This is a genomic window from Bradyrhizobium rifense (assembly GCF_008123425.1).
Taxonomy (GTDB): Bacteria; Pseudomonadota; Alphaproteobacteria; order Rhizobiales; family Xanthobacteraceae; genus Bradyrhizobium; species Bradyrhizobium rifense.
Window position 1 is genome coordinate 128,214 of record NZ_VSSS01000011.1, and the last position, 17,031, is coordinate 145,244.

At 60.9% G+C, this 17,031-nt stretch carries 17 protein-coding genes; 3 read left to right on the forward strand and 14 right to left on the reverse strand.

Going from position 1 to position 17,031, the window contains the following annotated elements; all coding sequences use genetic code 11:
* From FXB40_RS05440 to FXB40_RS05455, 4 genes are all read right to left on the reverse strand, one after another.
* On the reverse strand, positions 1-1,065 hold the full coding sequence (locus FXB40_RS05440; protein WP_148771169.1) for a branched-chain amino acid ABC transporter permease: 1,065 nt from the start codon (positions 1,063-1,065) through the stop codon (positions 1-3).
* Positions 1,065-1,931, reverse strand: a complete 867-nt coding sequence (locus FXB40_RS05445; RefSeq protein WP_148771170.1) for a branched-chain amino acid ABC transporter permease — start codon at positions 1,929-1,931, stop codon at positions 1,065-1,067. Before FXB40_RS05445 ends, FXB40_RS05440 begins: the two co-directional genes overlap by 1 nt.
* 58 nt (positions 1,932-1,989) lie before the next feature.
* The gene (locus FXB40_RS05450) at positions 1,990-3,228 is read right to left on the reverse strand and encodes an urea ABC transporter substrate-binding protein (RefSeq protein ID WP_148771171.1); all 1,239 of its coding nucleotides are present in this window, start codon (positions 3,226-3,228) and stop codon (positions 1,990-1,992) included.
* A 65-nt stretch (positions 3,229-3,293) separates the two neighbouring features.
* Positions 3,294-4,343: a substrate-binding domain-containing protein gene (locus FXB40_RS05455; protein ID WP_148771196.1), complete on the reverse strand. Its 1,050-nt coding sequence runs from the start codon at positions 4,341-4,343 to the stop codon at positions 3,294-3,296.
* 246 nt (positions 4,344-4,589) lie between these two features.
* Here FXB40_RS05455 and FXB40_RS05460 point away from each other — a divergent pair, with 246 nt between their 5' ends.
* Together FXB40_RS05460 and FXB40_RS05465 are read left to right on the forward strand one after the other, a co-directional pair.
* Positions 4,590-5,045 (forward strand): MarR family winged helix-turn-helix transcriptional regulator, encoded by a 456-nt coding sequence (locus FXB40_RS05460; protein ID WP_148771172.1) that lies wholly within the window; start codon positions 4,590-4,592, stop codon positions 5,043-5,045.
* 205 nt (positions 5,046-5,250) lie between these two features.
* The gene (locus tag FXB40_RS05465; protein ID WP_187436680.1) at positions 5,251-5,757 is read left to right on the forward strand and encodes a hypothetical protein; all 507 of its coding nucleotides are present in this window, start codon (positions 5,251-5,253) and stop codon (positions 5,755-5,757) included.
* A 129-nt stretch (positions 5,758-5,886) separates the two neighbouring features.
* On the opposite strand, the gene groEL is transcribed toward FXB40_RS05465, so the two are convergent.
* The 10 genes from groEL to FXB40_RS05515 form a co-directional block, all read right to left on the reverse strand.
* Positions 5,887-7,524, reverse strand: a complete 1,638-nt coding sequence (gene groEL / locus FXB40_RS05470) for a molecular chaperone GroEL (protein WP_148771174.1) — start codon at positions 7,522-7,524, stop codon at positions 5,887-5,889.
* Between the two features lie 39 nt (positions 7,525-7,563).
* Entirely contained in the window at positions 7,564-8,283 is a 720-nt protein-coding gene (locus tag FXB40_RS05475; RefSeq protein WP_246207392.1) for an iron-sulfur cluster assembly protein, read from the reverse strand.
* 29 nt (positions 8,284-8,312) lie between these two features.
* Positions 8,313-9,329 carry an amidohydrolase family protein gene (locus FXB40_RS05480; protein WP_148771176.1) on the reverse strand — a complete coding sequence of 339 codons (1,017 nt, stop codon included), beginning with the start codon at positions 9,327-9,329 and terminating at the stop codon, positions 8,313-8,315.
* Between the two features lie 86 nt (positions 9,330-9,415).
* The gene (locus FXB40_RS05485) at positions 9,416-9,769 is read right to left on the reverse strand and encodes an MmoB/DmpM family protein (RefSeq protein WP_148771177.1); all 354 of its coding nucleotides are present in this window, start codon (positions 9,767-9,769) and stop codon (positions 9,416-9,418) included.
* A 40-nt stretch (positions 9,770-9,809) separates the two neighbouring features.
* Positions 9,810-10,895 carry an aromatic/alkene monooxygenase hydroxylase subunit beta gene (locus FXB40_RS05490; protein WP_148771178.1) on the reverse strand — a complete coding sequence of 362 codons (1,086 nt, stop codon included), beginning with the start codon at positions 10,893-10,895 and terminating at the stop codon, positions 9,810-9,812.
* Between the two features lie 72 nt (positions 10,896-10,967).
* Positions 10,968-12,008: an FAD-binding oxidoreductase gene (locus FXB40_RS05495; RefSeq protein WP_210352128.1), complete on the reverse strand. Its 1,041-nt coding sequence runs from the start codon at positions 12,006-12,008 to the stop codon at positions 10,968-10,970.
* A gap of 115 nt (positions 12,009-12,123) precedes the next feature.
* Positions 12,124-13,794, reverse strand: coding sequence for an aromatic/alkene/methane monooxygenase hydroxylase/oxygenase subunit alpha (locus FXB40_RS05500; RefSeq protein ID WP_148771179.1), 1,671 nt, complete (start codon positions 13,792-13,794; stop codon positions 12,124-12,126).
* 130 nt (positions 13,795-13,924) lie between these two features.
* Positions 13,925-14,158, reverse strand: a complete 234-nt coding sequence (locus FXB40_RS05505) for a hypothetical protein (protein ID WP_246207393.1) — start codon at positions 14,156-14,158, stop codon at positions 13,925-13,927.
* The gene (locus FXB40_RS05510; RefSeq protein WP_148771180.1) at positions 14,151-14,576 is read right to left on the reverse strand and encodes a hypothetical protein; all 426 of its coding nucleotides are present in this window, start codon (positions 14,574-14,576) and stop codon (positions 14,151-14,153) included. Before FXB40_RS05510 ends, FXB40_RS05505 begins: the two co-directional genes overlap by 8 nt.
* Positions 14,573-15,616 carry an NAD(P)-dependent alcohol dehydrogenase gene (locus FXB40_RS05515; protein ID WP_148771181.1) on the reverse strand — a complete coding sequence of 348 codons (1,044 nt, stop codon included), beginning with the start codon at positions 15,614-15,616 and terminating at the stop codon, positions 14,573-14,575. Before FXB40_RS05515 ends, FXB40_RS05510 begins: the two co-directional genes overlap by 4 nt.
* Before the next feature lie 314 nt (positions 15,617-15,930).
* Between FXB40_RS05515 and FXB40_RS05520 the strand changes: the two genes are divergently transcribed.
* Positions 15,931-17,031: sigma-54-dependent Fis family transcriptional regulator (locus FXB40_RS05520; RefSeq protein ID WP_148771182.1), on the forward strand; the 1,101-nt coding region annotated here is incomplete at its 3' end.

A 17,031-nucleotide genomic window follows, 5' to 3' on the forward strand; every position in this document is an offset into this window, starting at 1 on the left:
TCATTCGGCTCCGGCCATGTGGGACGCCGCAGCCGAAGGTGGCACTTGCCCGTCAGCAAGCCGCTCCTTCGCTTTGGGCGCGGGCACCAGCCGCATCAGGAGGTCGCGTGCCGTCGGCACCAACCCCTTCGGCAGCAACAGCACGAATACGACCAGCACCGCCCCGAGAACAAGGTTCGAATTCAAGGCCTGTTGCGAGCCGATGTAGGCGACGATGTATTCGATCAGGACGCAGCCGACGACAGGTCCGAGCAAGGTGCCGAGGCCACCCACTGTGATCCAGATGATGATCTCCGCTGACAGCGACAGACTGAAGATGGTCGGTCCGACAAATGCGCCCCAGTTGACATAGAGCGCGCCGGCAAGTCCCGCGATCGCGCCGCTCAGAATGAAGGTGAGCAACTTGACCTTGCGCGGGTCATAGCCGAGCAAGGAGGCGCGGGTCTCGTTCTCGCGAACGGCCACGACAATGCGGCCGGCCGGGAGCGCCAGCAGCAAGCGCAGCAGCAGGAAAACGCCAAGCAACGCTCCGCCCGTCACCCACCAGGATTGTTCCGGCGACAGGACCTGGTCCGGATAAAATGGCACGTTGAAGGTCGGCACGGCCGGCATGCCGTTGAAACCTCCGAGCAACGCCTTGCCGATCCTGTATTCGTCGCCCGAGGTCGAGTTGACGCAATTGAACAGGATCAGCGTGACGGTCAGCGTGATCACGCCAAGATAGACGTCGGAGATGCGACCGAAGAAGATGAAATAGCCGAGGATCGCGGCGAACAGCGCTGGAATAATAATGGCGAGCAGGATCGACGGCGTCGAATCCTGGAAGTTGACCGCTGATATCGCGTAGGCATAGCCGCCCAGGCCAAAGAAGGCCGTCTGGCCGAACGACAAGATACCGCCAAAACCCCAGATAAAGGCAAGGCTGAGCGCCAAGACCGCCATCGCCGCGAACAATGTCAGCTGCATCATCGCGAACAGCTCGATCACGCCGGGAATCACCGCGATCGCAACAATCGCGAGAACGACGACGACCGCCTGGGCCACGAGGCTAAAGCGGACGGCCATTACAAATTCCCCTTGAAGAAGCGTCCAGAGATGCCCTGTGGCAGTAGGCGGATCAGGACGATCGCTGCCATGAACACGAGAACCTCGCCATAGACCGGCGTCGTGAAATAGGCGCCGACCTGATTGACGGCGCCGAACAGGCTCGCCGCCGACATCGTGCCCGACAGCATGGCTGCGCCACCGCCGACGACAGTCATGAAGGCCTTGGCGACATAGGCGCCGCCCATGCCAGGCGTGATGCCCGAGACGGGCGCCACCAGGCCGCCGGCCAATCCCGTGATGGCCGCGCCGATCGCAAAGGTGCTCATATAAACCCTGGTCGGATTGACACCCAGCGTCGCCGCCATCGCCGGATTTTGCATGGTCGCACGAGCGATCAGTCCCCACCGGGTGTAACGCATGACGCCGTAGACCAGCGCCATCATGGCGATCGCCATACCGGCCAGGAACAGCGTGTAGTAGCTGGATTGATAGGAACCGATGGAGAAGCCGCCGAGCGGCGTCGGCACACCCTGTTGCGTGTTGCCGTAGATCGTCGTGATGATGCCGATGATCAGGAGGCTCAGCCCCCAGGTCGCCAGCATAGAATCAACGAGACGCCCATAGAGAAAGCGAATGAGACAGCGCTCGATGATGAGACCCACGAGACCGACGAAGAGCGGTGCGACGATCAGCATTGCGATCCAGATATTGACGCCGGCATTGGCCGATATGACGGTCGCGTAAGCACCGAGCATGATGAACTCGCCATGAGCGAGATTGATGATCTTCATCATGCCGAAGATGATCGCCAGTCCGAGGCACAGCAGGAACAACGACGATATTCCGTTCAGGACGTCGAGCGCGACGATGAGGTAGATCGCCATTCTTTTTCTTTCAGCCCCGATATAGCGGGCCCCACCGTTGGGCGGGGCCCGTCACGCCTCAGAGATTAATGATATACTGCTTGGTGTCGGTCGGATTCTTGACGAGATCGCACACACTCGCCGTATCGGCCGGCTTGACGTCGGAGTAGCTCTCCAGCACCGACCATTTGCGATCCTTCACTTCGGCGAGGAACGCGTTGCGGGTGGTGTGATGGGTCGGCTTGTCCAGTGAGACCTTGCCGCTCGGACCGTCGAAAGCGATCCCGCTCTCCAGGGCCTCGATCACCTTCATGCGGTCGATGCTGGCGGCCTTCTTCACGCCTTCCGCCCAGAGCATGGCGCCCTCATAAGTACAGGCGGCAAGCTCGCTGACATATGGCGAGTCCGGATGTGCCTTCTTGATCTTCTCGACGAAGCTCTTGGAGGCGGGCGTGGTGAGCTCCTCGAAATAGCCGTACGAGCCGAGGATCGAATCGCTCTCGGCGGCATCGAGCGTAGTCGGCTCGTTGACGAGACCGAAGGTGGTCGACGCGATCGGAATCTTGCCTTTCATGCCGGCCGAGGTCCATTGCCGGTAGAAGGCGGTGTGGTTGCCGCCGACCAGCGCCGACAGGATGAGGTCGGGCTTCGCCGCCTGGATCTTGGAGATGGTCGTGCCGAAATTGGTGACGTCGAGCGGGAAGAAGTCGGTCGACAGCACTTCGCCACCATTGTCCTTGACGTATTTGGTCATCCACTTCGCGGTGATCTGCCCGTAATTGTAGTCGGCGGCGATGATGTAGGCCTTCTTGCCGGCCTTCTTCATCGCGCTCGGCACCAGCTTCTCCACCGTCTGCGCGGGTGTCGTACCGGTGCAGAACGTATTGCGATCGCAGACGCCGCCTTCGTAGAGCACGTTGTAGAAGTAGAGCACCTTGAAGCGGTCGAAGGTCGGACGCACCGCCTCGCGCGACGCCGAGGTGATGCCGCCGTGGACCACGTCGACCTTGTCTTTCACAGCGAGCTGCTGGGCGAACTGCGAATACATCTGGATGTTGGACTGGGTGTCATAGTGGATCACCTTCAACGGCCGGCCGAGCAGGCCGCCGCCGGCGTTGATCTCGTCCACGGCGAGCTGCAGCGCGTAGACCATCGGCGTCCCCGAGGCCGCGATCGGCCCTGACTGGTCGTGCAGACTGCCGACGACGATCGGGTTTTCCGCGCCGAACGCGCCAGAGCGGAAGACCGCGGGCGCGGCAATCAATGTCGTCGTGGCTAAGGCCGAGTGCCGCAAGAAGCGGCGACGAGAGAAATTCATAGACGTCCCCATACGTTTTTGATACGGAAAATATTAAGAATACAATATTTGAAAAAGCAAGCGTTTTATCGCCGCGTGACGATTGAGAAGTCGTAGCCGTCGACTTGGGCGAGATAGATGGGGTGCCGCCCGCCGACCACGGATCGCACTTGATCGCCTCGCGCCGTGCGCTGCTGGAATGTTCGGCCGTAAAGGCGCATCAACTTGCGCGCATCCAGGCTCTCAGCTTCCTCCATCAGAGCTGCGAGCGAATAGATTCCTTCGTAGCAGGATTCACCGAAGGCATTCACGGGCGGGGGACTGTCGCCGAACGCCGTATGATAGCGCTCAAGGAACGCACCATTGTTGCGCGAGCGGATTGACGCATAGTAGCTCGAGGTAGCGTAGAGGTTTTCGGTCTCGCGGACATCGAGTCCGTACGCCACGGTCTCGTCGATCGCCGAAGAAAACCGCAACACGCGCGAGCTCAATCCCGCAGCATAGAACGCGCGATTGAATGCGATGCAGTCGAACCCCAGGAAATACGGAAGGACGACGTCCGAGCGGGTGGCTTTGATCCGCTCCATAATTTCATCGAAGTCGTGCCGACCGATAGGCAGATAGTGCTCTCCCGTCACCGTTCCCCCGAAGCGAGCGATCAAAGCGCGCGCGATCCGTAAGGATGAGCGCGGCCATACGTAGTCGTTGCCGCAGAGGAAATAGCGGCGCGCATGCTTTGCTTCCGAGAGCCATTGAATCGCGGGTGCAAGTAGCTCTTCGGCTGTCTCGCCAGTCGCCATGACATCCGGCGTCGGCGAGTGCCCCTCGAACTGCGGAGTATAGATGAAGGGAACGCGGCCACCGGTGACACGCGCCACGAAATCGCGCGCAAAGCTGGGCAACATCCCGACGATACCGTCGACACCATCGATTTCGATGACATCGCGCGCGGCCCGGCCCGCGCTTGCGCCGGTTTCTCCCGCGTTCACCACGCTTAGCTCGACCGGACGCCGCAGGATGCCGGACATCTTGTTGATTTCGTCGACAGCCAAGCGACCGCAGGCCTCAGCCGACGGGGCCCAAAGTCCCGCTGCTCCGCTCTGCGGGATGAGCAGACATATTCGGACGCTACGCAACGACGGTGTCTCCGCGCTTTCAGACACATACCACTCACGAATCGTGCCAAAGGCAGTCCGGCCCTGTAAGGCCGGTTCTGCCGTAAAAGCACCCCGTCTCGGAGCCGGACTGCCCCTTTTTCCGGCGCAGGCGACGGCATCAGCCCGCCCATTAGGCAATTAGAGCAAAAACGGCTTTCCACTTGCTCGACTTTACATTCCAAGGCAAAGGTTGAAATCTCAACTAATCCGCCGAGGGCTAACAACGTGGATCTACCTGACCTCATCCGAGGCGTGAACCGCCGACTCGAGCAGGTGTTGGAGGCAGAGCTCAAGCCAAAGGGCGTGTCTCTGCACCAGTACCGTGTGCTCGAGGCGCTAACTGAGCGGAATGGGCTGCCGATGGGCGATCTGGCAACGCGACTCTTTGTCGATGGTCCGACGCTCACAAAAATCATCGATAAGATGGTCGAAGCGGCCGAGGTTTATCGCGGACCCGACCCGCATGACCGGCGCAAGGTTCTGATCTTCCTCTCGCGCAGAGGAGCAGCGCATTTCGAAGACGTTGGCCCACTGATAACGTCCATTCAGCAAGAAATTTTAGACAGGCTTGGCAAATCAGATGCCGCAGCCTTGACTAACCTGCTCTCAGAGCTGCTCAGCGGCACTGTTTCTTGGCGTTCACTTGCGTCTCGCGGGCGTGAAACGCTAGACCACAAATGATCGGTCACATGCGATTAGATGGTCGGGCAAACTGAAATCGCCGGAGCGCCCGGCTCCGGTCGCCTAATCAGCGAAGTTGCAGCCCGCTCCTAAGCGCAGATCGGCGCAGACGCCTTCACAGGAGCCGGTGTCTTTCCTGAGGCGGCGCGGGAGCGAGATTCACTATTGGCTGGCCATTCTCGTCGTCCGTGCGGCTGCGACAAGCTTGGCCGATATCGGTGTCGAATATGCGAACGCGAGCTACGCGACGCTCTCCGTCTTGATTGCGGCAATTCTGGTGGTGTTCCTTGCGGGTCGCAACGCTTTCATCTCTAAACGAGAGATGCCGCGAGCTTCATATGCAGATGGTAACTATTGGGGGGCCATGTTGCTTGCCGGCACGCTCGGAACTATCATAGGCGACGGCATCGGCCACGCGATTCATCCGGTTACGGTCGGTGTGCCAATCTCTGCAACGATCACTGGCGTGGCCGTTGCCCTCATTCTTGGCGCGAGGCCGCGTCGCGAAGCGTCGGTCGGGACTGCTACCTATTGGGTAGGCGTTGTCGCGATCCGCGCCTTTGGCACCAACCTCGGCGACATCGCAGCTTACGTGTTGTCGCTCCCTTTCAGCATCGCGATCAGCGCTCTGCTGTTAGCGACAACGTTGATGATGTGGTACGAGCCCATCGATTCCGAGGTCACGGAAGCAAGACGAGGCCCGCTTGCGTGAGCACAGCATCGGCCACATGTCAGCAAATCCGCACTGACGCGGCCACTTACTCCCGCTCTGCAACTATGTGCCTCATCGCTTGCGGAAGCGCTCGTCGAAGTGAGTTGATTTCGCCGCAACAACCGCACTTCAAGCCCGCCCGAGCAATTCTGCTCCGCCGCCCCGCGCCGGCGCGGCCGTTGGATCAAAATCGTCCGGCTTCTTCGCGATCAGTGTCTGCGTCGTCAGAACCAGTCCCGCGACCGATGCCGCATTGCGCACCGCGCTGTAACTTACCCTGACGGGATCGATGATTCCGGCCTGGACGAGGTCGACCATGCTACCGGTGCGGGCATCGAGGCCAACGCCGTTATGCGACTTTGCGACCTTGTCGACATAGGCCGCGCCGTCCAGACCGCAATTGGCAGCGATGCGGAAAAGCGGCTGCGTCAACGCCCGCTGCAGAAGCTGCGCACCTTGCCGTGCGCTGCCGGTGAGGCCGGCGATCAGCGACTCCAGCGCTGGTGCAGCACGTATCAGCGCAACGCCACCGCCTGGTACGACGCCCTCTTCGAGCGCGGCACGCGTTGCATTGATCGAATCCTCGATCAATTGCACACGCCGCTTCTGCTCGACGGGAGTTGCCCCACCGGCGAGAATGATGGCCGTACCGCCGGCAAGCTTTGCCAGCCGCTCCTGAAATTTGTCGCGCTCGATGTTCTCCGGCGCGGCCTCATATTGGCGCTTGATCTGTTCGCGCCGGGCGTCGACGGCCACCTGATCGCCGTTACCGGCGGTGATCAGCGTCCGCTCTGCCGAAATTCGCACTTGACGCGCACTGCCGAGATCCGCGAGTTCGCATTTATCGACGCTGCCGCCAAGATCACGGGCGATCACCTTGCCGCCCGTCGTGATCGCGATATCCTCGAGCAGCGCTTTGCGCCAATGTCCGTATTCCGGTGGATGAATGGCAGCAACTTTGAGCTTGTCGCGCTCGCGGCGCGCGAGCATGTCGATGATGCAGGCCGGAGCCACCTCATCGGCGATCAGCAGCAGCGGCCGCCCACTCTTCGCTATCAATCCATAGACCGTCGTCAACTCGGCCGGCGACAGGATCTTGTGGTCCGTCATCAGGATAAAGGGATTATCGAGCACGGCCTGCATCCTCTCGACATCCGTCACCATGTGATGGGAGAGATAGCCGCGGTCGAACGCCATGCCCTCGACCACCTCCAGGACAGTCTTGACGCCGATGCCAAACTGCACGTCGACGATGCCCTGCGACCCTGCCCGTTCGAAGGCTTCAGCGACGAGGTTTCCAAGCGCGACGTCGTTGGCGGCAACGCGCGCGATCGCCCGCACACCCTCGCCGCCCTGAAGCTGCTTTGCCTCCGCTTTCAGCGTTGTGACGGTCGCTTCAACGGCGGCTTCGATGCCGTGAACCAGTTCCACCGGATTGGCGCCACCTGCGAGGCACGCCAGCCCCTGCTGGACGAGCGCATCCGCCAGCACCGTCGCGGTCGTGGTGCCATCGCCGGCGACCTCATTGGTCTGCCGGGACACCTCGCGCACGATCTGCGCGCCCATGTTCTCGAACGGACATTCGAGTTCGATCTCGTCGGCTATGCTCACGCCGTCGCGGGAGACGATCGGCGTACCGATCGGCCGATCCATGATCGCGTTCATACCCTGCGGTCCAAGCGTCGCCGCGACGGCCCTCGCCAATTTCGCAACCCCGCGGCCTAGAGCCTCGCGCGCGGCGGCGTCGTGCAGCATCATCTTCGGCATTGCTTTCCTCCCGATTTTTGTTGTCGTTGGCTTCCGTCGCTAGGATGGATTCATCTTGGGGCGCTCGGGCAAGGGTGTCGTCATATCGAAGCGCACCGACAATAGGCCCCTGCACAACGCACCGTTGAACTCAGCGTTGACGCCGACGCGCCGCAACCCCCTGACATAGGCTTCGAGGCCATCGGCCGGGAGACGCCATCCCTCCACCGACAAGAACGCCGGTGCATCCGGGCTGCACGGCCCGACGATCTCTCGCCGCTCCAGATAGCGCCCGACCAGGTCTTGTCCCTGCCTTTCGACCAACAACACCTCAAGCTCGGCGAGACTCATGACCACAAGTTGTTCCGGCCGATAACCCCTGGCCAGGAGTTGGCTCAGCAGCGCCTCCTGGCGACGCTGAAACGCCTTCAGCAGAAAGGTGCGACGCACCTCACTTAGATCTCCGTTTGCTTCACTGCCAAATGCTTCCTGGAACGATTGGCCCTGCGAAATACCGCGATTGATCTTGTCGGCATACATATGTTCGCCGAGAACGACGCTCACACCGCTTACCCAGGACACGGCGCTCACCGCGGCACGCATATCGTCCGCCATCATGAAGGCGAAGTTGGCGGCGCACCAATAGGTCGGCAGCCGAAACTGGATATGGACATGGTCGACGGCATCCACCTCGACGGTGGTGACGAAGCCAAGCTCCGTTACCGACTCGTCGAGTTCCGGGTCGGTTACATGACGTAGCCGATCCCAGATCTCGGACATGCGACCTTCGTATTGTCGGCCACCAACGGTCATGATGCGGCCGCCAGCGGGGCCATCAGCTTCTGCTTCTGCGCCGAGATATCGACGTCGTAGAGACGAGCCGCATTCAGCCCGAGGATCTTCTTCTTCGCCGTCAGCGACAACGAAACGCCGGTCTCCTTGGCCACATCGTCCGGCAGTTCGAAGGCCATGAACTTCTCGATCAGCCATTTCGGCGTCCAGATGCCGTAATCGCTGCCGTAAAGCAGCTTGTCCTCGCCGAGCCAGAACAGCAGTTCGGAAATGACGTGGGCAAAATAGCCCGGCCGCGTATGAATGAACGGCAGTGCGACAGCGAGCCCGCCATAGACGTTGGTTTCCTGCGTGGCGATCCAGCAGAAATCGTCCAACCGCGGCAGCCCGCAATGCTCGATTATGAAGTTCAGGTTCTGGAAGGACGTCGCGACATCATCGACATCAGCGACATCGAAGGCGTCACGGTTCAAGGGCAGAATCGTCGGCCCCTTGTGAACGTGAATGTTCTTGATTCCTAGCTTTTCGGCTTCTTCCAGGAAGCGGTAGGATTCCGGATCGGTCAGCTTGTAGCCCTTCGAGTCCCCCTTCCATTCGGCGGTATACAGCTTGACGCCCTTCAGGTCGTATTTCTCGGCATCGGCGCGCAGCTGATCGAGGCCCCGTTCACCATCCCGCGGATCGAATGCGCCATTGATGATGAAGCGATTGGGATAGGCCTTCTTCATCGCATAGTTGCGTTCGATGTTGTTGAAGCCCTTCTTGTAGAAGTCGGACAGGTAGGTCGATTGCAGGATCGCCATGTCGTCGTAGCCATGCACGAAAAGATCATCGTGCATGGTCTGTGCATCGTACTTCTCAAACTTCTCCTTCGGCCACAGCCACTCCTTTGGGCTGAGATTTGAATGATAGGCATAGAAGCAATCGATGAATTGCTTGCCGTGAACGTTCTTCTGGTTTTGCGGGCTGCCGTCCCAGAAATGGGTGTGCCCGTCGATCACGAAGATCTCTTCGCCGTCTTTGGTCCTGAACATGATGGTTCTTTCCTGATTTTGACCCGACCGATGCGGTGTTGCCGGGCGAGCCGATCAACGCCGCGTCAGCCGGTCGCCAAGAATGCCTATTCGTAAGCAAGGGCGTCGTTCATGTCGCCGAACAGCGCGACCGTGTTGTCGTCGATCATCACCATCCGGCCGTAGTGCGTTGAGGTCGAGATCTCGAACAGATGCGGGGTCATGACGCGGCCGAGCGCTTCGGAAATCTCTGCCATGTCGAACAGAATTTTGCCGTCGCCATCGATCCGGATCATCGCCGGCATATAGGTGACGGTTATTCCCGTCTTGTCCGCCATCACCTCGGCGATGACGCGCGCCTCGACACTGTCGTTCATGGTGACGCCGCATTGATGGGAAATCGTCCCCTCGAAACGGACGTCCTTCATCGACTTGAAAATATTGGCCTGGTGTTGGGACATCGCTGCCTCCTTCTCTGCTGACGGACTTTTGCGGGTTTGATCAGGCGGTGAGCGAAGCAGGCGCCCGGATACCGACCTCGGTGGTGATGGTCTTGATACGATTCTTGGCGGCCGCCAGCGCATCGGCAAAGCTCGATACCTTCACCCGTGGCTGCGACCAGATCGGCTGCAGGTTCTTCGCGGCCTCGAGCGCCAGCGCCCCGTGTTCGGCGAGCCAGCCGTTGAATACGCCCTGGTTGTGCGCCGCGTGTTCCGGCTCGTGGGCCAGGATATGGAACAGCTCCACCGCGTTGGCGAGATTGCGCTCGTAGTCGGCCTCGGCAGCGGAGACCACCGCCGGCGTGATGAAGTCGCCCTGCGCGGCAGCGAGTTGCATGATGAAGCCGCTACGGAACAGTTCGCCGACCAGCGGCTCGAACACCAGATTGATCGCGAAATACTGTTCGAGGTAATCGGTCGCGCCCATGATCGACTCGACAGACTTGCGCGCGCCCTGCCAGACCGGATCCTCCAGCCAGTGCTTCTTGCCCGCGGCGGTATCGAGGGTCGCACCGATGTCGATCCCTAGTTCGGCCAGATAGAGCGTGAGATCCTGGGCAAAGCGCAGCTTGTAGGACGAGTTGGTCAGCACCGCATTGTTGATCATCTGGGTGTAGCCGTAACGCTGCGCCTGCATCGTCGCGGTGCCGAGGCCGAATTCGGCGTGCTTGTAGGCGCCGAGATGATCCTGCAGAACCTTGACCCAGGTCTTGTCGAATCGCGACGCGGCACCTGACTTGCGGCCGTTGTCGATCACGTTCTGGATCATGCCGCAGATCGTCGACTGACGCTGGTAGTGGGTCCGCTCCCACTCCTGATCGATAGCGCGGAACTTGTGCCAGTTCGAGCTTTTTGCCGCAGTCGAGTCCTTTGAATAGGCGGGGCGTCCGTCGCCGAAAGAGATGATCCAGTCCTGCAGCAGATAGCGTTCAGGGTCGGGTTGGACGTCGACCGTCATGTCTTCATAGTGCGTCGCCTTGCGGCCCTTCGGTTCGTAGTAATTGTACTTCCGGCTTTCGGAACCGGCGAAGACGGCCGCACCCGCGGCCCCCGACTTCAGTTGTGCAGTTTGGACTTGGGCGCTCATGATATCCTCCTCGGGCTTCTGGTTGTCGTCGGTATATGGTCTTGTGTGCGTGATATCGGCGTTCAGGCGGTCTCATCTCGTCGGCTGGGTGAACTTGTCGAAGTAGATTCGGTCCGGCTCGACCCCGGCCATCTGCAAAACCGGCAGAACGGCGTCGATCATCTGCGGCGGACCGCACGAATAACTGTCGATCTCGCCGGTCATTTGTTCTTCCCGAAGATGCCTGCCGACCGCTGCGTGAATGAAACCGGTCTCGCCCTGCCACGCGTCGGCGTCCGTTGCGTGCGACAGCGCTGGAATGAATTTGAAGTCGGGAAGCTTGCCCGCAATGGCCGCCAACTCGTCCAGCAGGAAGAGGTCGGCGCGCGTGCGGGCCCCGTAGAAGAAACGGATCGGCCGCTGTTCGCCGCTCTCGATATGATCGGTGAGGATCGACCATAACGGCGACATGCCCGACCCGCCGCCGATCAGGATCATCGGGCCGGGACGCTCCTCGCGGCGAAAACAGGTGCCGTACGGTCCCTTGGCGACGAGCTGGTCGCCAGGCTTCAGGTCACCGTCGAGCAGCGAGGAGAATGCGCCGTCGGGATACTTCTTGATGATGAAGTGAAGCGTCGTCGGACTGTTGGGCGCGCTCGCCATCGAGAACGCGCGCGTGATGCCCTTATCCGGAACCGTCAGGTCGACATACTGCCCCGCCCAGAAGCGCAGCGGCTTCTCAAGCTCGACCTCGAGCCGGCGGATATCGTGGGTCAGCGCGCGGACGGCTGTGACCCGCGCGTCGAATTCCTTGACAGCGATGGAGCGGCTCAACAGATCCTCGTCGTAATTCAGCAGTTCGACGGTCAGATCGCTGAAGGCGTGCGTCCGGCACAAGAGAACGTGATTGGTCTCGCTTTCATAGTCCGGCAGCGCGAACGTCGAATATTTCAGCAGCTCGATGTCGCCGTCGAGCAGGCGGGACTTGCAACTGCCGCATTGACCTTCCTTGCATCCGTGCATCAGCGAGATGCCCTGGCGGAACGCCGCGTCGAGCACGGTCTCGCCCTCTTCAACTTCCATTTCGACGCCGAGCGGCTCGAAGCGGACGGTGTGCACTGCTGGCGGCGGCATATCGTCTCCTGGGATGGTGCTTGATGGTCTCGACGCGGGTCGAGGATATCCGCCTCGGTAGACCCGGGAGCCGCCGCTTTGGCGGCTCCCGGTTCAGCTTCAGTTCAATCGCGCGTCAGTTGAACGAGCGGATCTTGAAGCCCTTGCGATATTCGGCGAGCGACTTCTCACGATCCGCCGGGCTCAGCTCCCGCAGCAGCCGCAACGGGCTCTGTAGGGTGTGACCGCGCACGTGGTCGAGCGTCCACATTTCCTTGTCGTCGAAGCGCAGATGCGGTTGCGGCACCAGCGTCTTGCCGTCGGGGCGGACGAAGCCGAGGTCCTTGATGGCGTCGGCGAGATCCCAACCGTGGTAGCAATCCTCCCACTCGCGCCGACCGCTGAAGCGGCCCATCGCCGGCGTCGGACGCCCCTCGTACTCAGCGGCAAACGCCACCTTGTGGGTCCAGGCGCATTGCTTGGAGCAATAGGTGTAGATCTTGCCATCGACCTCGTCGCAGACGATGTCTTCGCGGATCAGGCAAGGCACCATGCAGCTCCAGCACCGGTGCGGGTAGACGTATCCGTTCTCCTGGTCGAACAGGATGTTGGTCTCGCCCGGCTTGCTCTTCTTGCCGTACCACTTCCAGTAGTCGCCGAACTCGGCGTACCAGCCCGGATATTTGTGCTCGAACCACTCGAAGTCCTTCTCGGTCTGAGCCTCGATGCGCCAGAAATTGACCGGCCAGCCCACCGAAAAGAACTGTGCGACCTTGTGGACGTAGTTCTTCTTGACGATCCGATCCCAGGCTTCGGCAACGTCGTCATGGTGGATCTTGATGCCGTACTTCTCGAGCGGCAGCATGTAGGTCCGGTAGTAGTCTTCGTAGATCCAGCGGTGCCAGAGCTCCGCATAGGATTCCTTGTTCTTGTCGCGATTGGTGGTTCCGTACTCGATGAAGGTGCCGATCGCGGCATCGACGATGGCATGGTTCTGCCAGAACGCGTATTTCAGATCCCGCTCGAGCAGGAGATGGTTGTCGGGATTGTTGATCATCGACATCAGCATCGAATGCCCGTTGCCGATGTGGCGCGATTCATCCGACTGCACCGACAGGAACACGGTCGGCAACGCATAGTCGCCGTTACGTGCGGCCTCCGAGGGCATGGCCACGAACAGCGTATTGGTGAAAGCCGTCTCGGCGACGACGGTCAGATAGACGTTGGCCGAGGTGATGGCATCGCCGGTAATGAAGCCTTCGGCAAACTGCCGACCGATCGTGGTCGCATAGCACTTGCCGAAAGCAGCTTCGGTGATGTCGAAGCCTGCCGGGTCGATGTAGTTCTCCATGTACCATTTCTTGAGGTTCATCTGGATCGTCGAATGCCGGAATTCGTCGACCATCTGCATGGTGAAGCCGGTACGCAGCTCTTCGCCGGGAGCGAGCCGTCCGACCATGGCCATCGAACGCGCTGCCGAAATCTCCGGGAACGGAATGATCGCCAGGAACAGCTTCATCCACTCGACCCAGCGCGGTTCGACATTGCGGAACATGTCGCCGCGCAGTGCCGCATCGAGCGCACCGTAGACGCGGTTGTCCTTTTCCTCCTGCATCGGGAAATATGACCGCAGGACCTGTTTCATCGGATCCCTGGCGACTTTCGAGATCTTGTAATCGGTCGGGAATGTCATCGCCTCCTGAACGTAGCTCGGCGTCCAGCCGAGATCGGCGACCCGGTTCGCGGCCTCCGTAATACCGATACCCTTCTGCGCCGTGATCTTGTTGAGCGTGAGACTTGCCGTCATTTAGCTTCTCCCTATTCTCTATTCTCTGGCGTTAGCGTCGTTTCCATATGAGATCGTTGTTGCGGACGACGTCCGCGGTATCGTCACCGATCGGCTTGCGGCCGCACGGCTTTGTTCGGCCGGCCGATCGTCATCCCGGCTTCGCCCCTTTCATCCACTCGCCAATGTTCGGTTCCGATGGCTCGGCGAGCTCTTTGCCTTCGACAAGAAATCGCGCCAGCAGCACCAGGGCCCCTATTGCGAAATCCTTGCCGTGGACGGCAATCATGTCTTCGCCGATTACGGCGAGACGCTTGAAAAATTCGTCCTTCGAACGCTCCTCGTCGGTCAGAACGGGAGCTTCCATGGTGTTGGCGTCAGCCATTGAAATCCTCCTTGGCGTTCGGCTCGTCGGCTGCGGCGTCGTATGCGGCGAGCGTCGCGGTCAGCCAGTCCCGCTCCGCAGCAAGCCTGTGCTCTTCCTCGTCGATAACCGCCAGGCGCCGGTCGCACTCCGCAATCGCCGCCTGTGAAGACGATGGCGCATCGGGGAGTGCCGCTGCACGAACCGCCAGTTTTCGTTCGATGTCGACGCCGTGCCGCTGGTTGTCGCAGCGCAACTGGCGCGCATTGTTGTCGATCAACCCCATCACCATCTCGTGCCGTGCCTTCATGCGCGCCTTGTCATCACGTTGGGATTCCATCCGGTCAGCCTCCGGGAGGGCCGGGCTGCGCACCAGGAAGCAGTTGGACGATGAACTGCACCGCAGGACGCACTCCGGCGCCGTGTTGCTCGCGATCATGGGACAAGCACCGCGCGTCCGGGCACGCGGCCATGATGAAGATCATGGAGCGCGTCGTTGGCTGCGCTCAGCGGATATTCGCGTGTTTTCAGATCGACCAGACCGCGGTCCGCCAATGCCATGAGTTCGACAAGCTCGGCGTAGGTCCCGACCAGATTGCCGACGATGGTCTTTTCGGACGTGATCATGTCGATGGTTGGAATGTCGATCCGTCCGCCGTAACCGACGATGTAGTAGAATCCGGCATTCCTCGTCATCGCCAGGCCCTTGGCGATCGCATCGCCCTCACCGACGAAGTCGATGACGGCTTCCGCTCCACGGCCGCCGGTCAATGACAGGACGGCTTCGACCTCATTGCCGTCCGCCTTCACCACATGATGGGCGCCGCAACCTCGGGCGAGCTCGAGCGCGCCCGGCGCGCGATCGAGCACGATGATTTCGGCGGCGCATAGCGCCTTCAGGACCTGGATGCCGATATGCCCGAGTCCGCCGGCGCCGATAATCACCGCGTACTGGCCGGGCAGCAGATGGCGCGAGGCTTTCTTGGCGGCGCGATAGGCCGTGAGACCGGCGTCGGTGTAGGGAGCGACGTCCTTGGGCGCCAGTGTCTTCGGGAGCTTGATCAGGCTGCGCGCGCCGGTCAAAAGAATCTGGGCATAGCCGCCATTGGCGTTGATCCCTGGAAAGACGCTCTCTTCGGCGTGCATGTCGTCGCCGCGACGACACGCCAGGCAATGGCCGCTGGTGACGAGCGGATGGCAGATCACCGGGTCGCCCTTCTTGAAGCCAGTGACGCCCTTGCCGAGCTCTTCAACCCATCCGGCGTTCTCGTGCCCCATGATGTAGGGAAGATTGACACTGGATTTTTCGCGCCAGATGCCTTCAACAATGTGGAGATCGGTTCTGCAAACGCCGGCACCACCGATGCGCACGATCACATCTGTTGGATTCTCGAGGCGCGGATCGACGACATCTTCGAAGCTGACGAATTCCTTGGCGGTCAGGGTTTCGTCGTAGCGATGCAAAACGGCGGCTTTCATCTCCCGGGTCCTTCTTTTTTCCGCCGCCTCAGCGCGGCTTCGATCTTTTCTCCTCCCTGATCAGCAACTGCCGTGCCAGCGCTTCAACGCGTTGAAATTCCAGCGCAATGCTGAAAGGCGGCCGGCGGCACTGTTGCACCGATGAACAATTTTCCGAGCAACCATGTTGAGCCGCGGAACATCATGCGGCGCAGCATATTTCGGCCTTTGATATCTCTCTCGCGCGCGTAAGGTGACGACCGCGATATCCGGCCGAGACCCAGAAGATTGGCGTACGAGCCAACGCGGTCTTCAGAGAGAGCCGCGGAGGAAACATGCTGTCCACGGAGGAACGCGTCGCACTTGCGCGTCGCGAGCTAGAACGCCAAGGCGCGGTTTCGACCGACCTGCTGCCGCCCGATATTCTGGAAAGCTGGAAGCGCTGCGCCAACGTCCAACTGGATCCCCGCCGCCCGCCGCCGCTTCAGATAGAGGGCGCGGCTGTGCTGCGGGCCGCGCGACAGCGGCATGACCTCGTGTTGCGGTTCGCCATGGCGGAGATGCACAGTCTTTACAGCCAGATCGCCGGCACGAATTTCGTGATCGCTTTCGCATCGCCCGACGGCATGTTGCTGGATATGGTTGCCGACGACAGCTTCCGGACGTCGGTACATGGCGCATCGATCAGGCCTGGCGCCGTCTGGTCAGAAGCACGTTGCGGAACCAATGCTCTGGGGACCGCTTCCATCGTGCGCCGCCAGGTTCTTGTCCACGGCGCCGAACATTACTTTCCGCGTTTCGGTGGACTTACCTGTCTCGCCTCACCGGTGTTCACGCCGAACGGATCATTGGCGGGTGTGCTGGACGCTTCGTCAGACTGCCGATCGCGTCAGGAACACACCCAGGCGCTGGTGGCCATGGCAGCCGCGCAGATCGAGAATGGCCTGTTTCGCCGCCAGCATGAGAACGACCTCCTGATCGCATTTCATAGCAGAAGCGAGTACGTGCATACGCTCAGCGCCGGGTTGCTCGCGGTCGATCGCGAGGGGCGGCTGCTTGCCTTGAACGGACGCGCCAAGAACCTGCTGCAGGGTCTAACCACCGCCCCCGGACAGCGCTTCGAGGAATTGTTCCGGACACCGTTCCAATCTTTTCTCTCGGAGAGTCGTAGACAGGAGCGCCAGCGGTTGGAGGATACGGTAGGGAGCACATTTATCGCGACGATCGAGAACCTTCGTTCGACCGAGATGCCGCGGCGGGCTGCGGCGGCGCCCAAGCCGGCGGCGACCGGCTTCGTCGCCCACGATCCGGCGGTGCAGGCGATCGTGCGTCAGGTCGAGACTGCGGCAGCCCGCAAGATGCCGATCCTGATCCGCGGCGAGACCGGTACCGGCAAGGAACAGCTCGCCCGCCACGCCCACGCCGCCAGCGGACGC